Annotated in this window: 1 protein-coding gene; it reads left to right on the top strand. The window is 61.5% G+C overall.

What is annotated here, in order from left to right; genetic code table 11:
* Positions 1–3: 3 nt before the first annotated feature.
* The coding region (locus DWV16_RS18780) for a Glu/Leu/Phe/Val dehydrogenase (RefSeq protein WP_147349504.1) at positions 4–1,256 on the top strand (1,253 nt) is incomplete at its 3' end.

The raw sequence follows: 1,256 nt of genomic DNA, 5'->3' as shown, positions 1-1,256 counted from the left end.
GTCATGGCAAAAGCATATAACCCATATGAAAACATGCTGGAGGTCCTGGACGAAGCGGCAAAAATGCTGGGACTGGAGGAAAATGACTACATCGCGCTCAAACATCCGGAACGGGAACTGAAGGTGTCGATCCCGGTCAAGATGGACGACGGATCGGTGGAGGTTTTCGACGGCTACCGTGTCCAGCACAGCAGTTCCCGCGGCCCGTGCAAGGGCGGCATCCGGTACCATCAGGAAGTGGACATGGACGAAGTCAAGGCACTGGCGGCCTGGATGAGCTTCAAATGCGCGGTGGTGAACATCCCCTACGGCGGCGCGAAGGGCGCGGTCAAGGTCGACCCCCGCAAACTCTCGAAGGCGGAGCTTGAGCGCCTGACCCGCCGCTACACCGCGATGATCCTGCCGATCATCGGACCGGAACGCGACATTCCCGCTCCGGACGTCAACACCAACGCCGAAATCATGGGCTGGATCATGGACACCTACAGCATGTTCAACGGCCGGGCGGTACCTGGCGTTGTCACGGGCAAGCCGATCGAGATCGGCGGCGCGCTGGGCAGAAGCGAAGCGACCGGCCGGGGCGTCATGATCATTGTAAACGAGGCGATCAAATACCTGGGCATGCACGACGGAGGCGACGTACGCGTGGCAGTACAGGGCATGGGCAACGTGGGCGGCGTGGCCGCGCAGCTGCTGCATGACTGCGGACGCAAGATCGTGGCGGTCAGCGATATCTCGGGCGGCTACTACAACCCCGAAGGGCTCGACATCACCGCGATGCGCAAATACATTGCCGAAAGCGATTCCCACACCCTCGAGGGATACACCGCTCCTGGCTGCAGGAAGATTTCGAACGCCGAGCTGATCGCCTGCGACTGCGACGTGCTGGTTCCCTGCGCGCTGCAGAACCAGATCACGGGCGACAACGCGGACACGGTCAAGGCGAAGCTTGTGGTCGAAGGCGCGAACGGCCCGACGACGGTTGAGGGCGACGAGATCCTGAACAAACGCGGCATTCCGGTTGTGCCGGACATCCTGGCGAACGCGGGCGGCGTGGTTGTTTCCTACTTCGAGTGGGTCCAGAACATCCAGCGGCTGATCTGGGACGAAAGCCAGACCAACGAGATGCTCGAGGGCATCATGCTCCGGGCCTTCAAGGAAGTTGCCGAAGCCAAGGAGAGCAAGAATACCACCTTCCGCATGGGCGCGCACATGGTTGCCATCAAGCGCCTGGTCGCCGCCAAGAAGATCCGCGG

This window comes from Anaerotruncus sp. AF02-27 (assembly GCF_003465835.1).
GTDB classification, from domain to species: Bacteria; Bacillota; Clostridia; order Oscillospirales; family Ruminococcaceae; genus Anaerotruncus; species Anaerotruncus rubiinfantis.
Note: the sequence above shows the minus strand (reverse complement) of the source record. Positions and strands in the feature narration are given on the sequence as shown.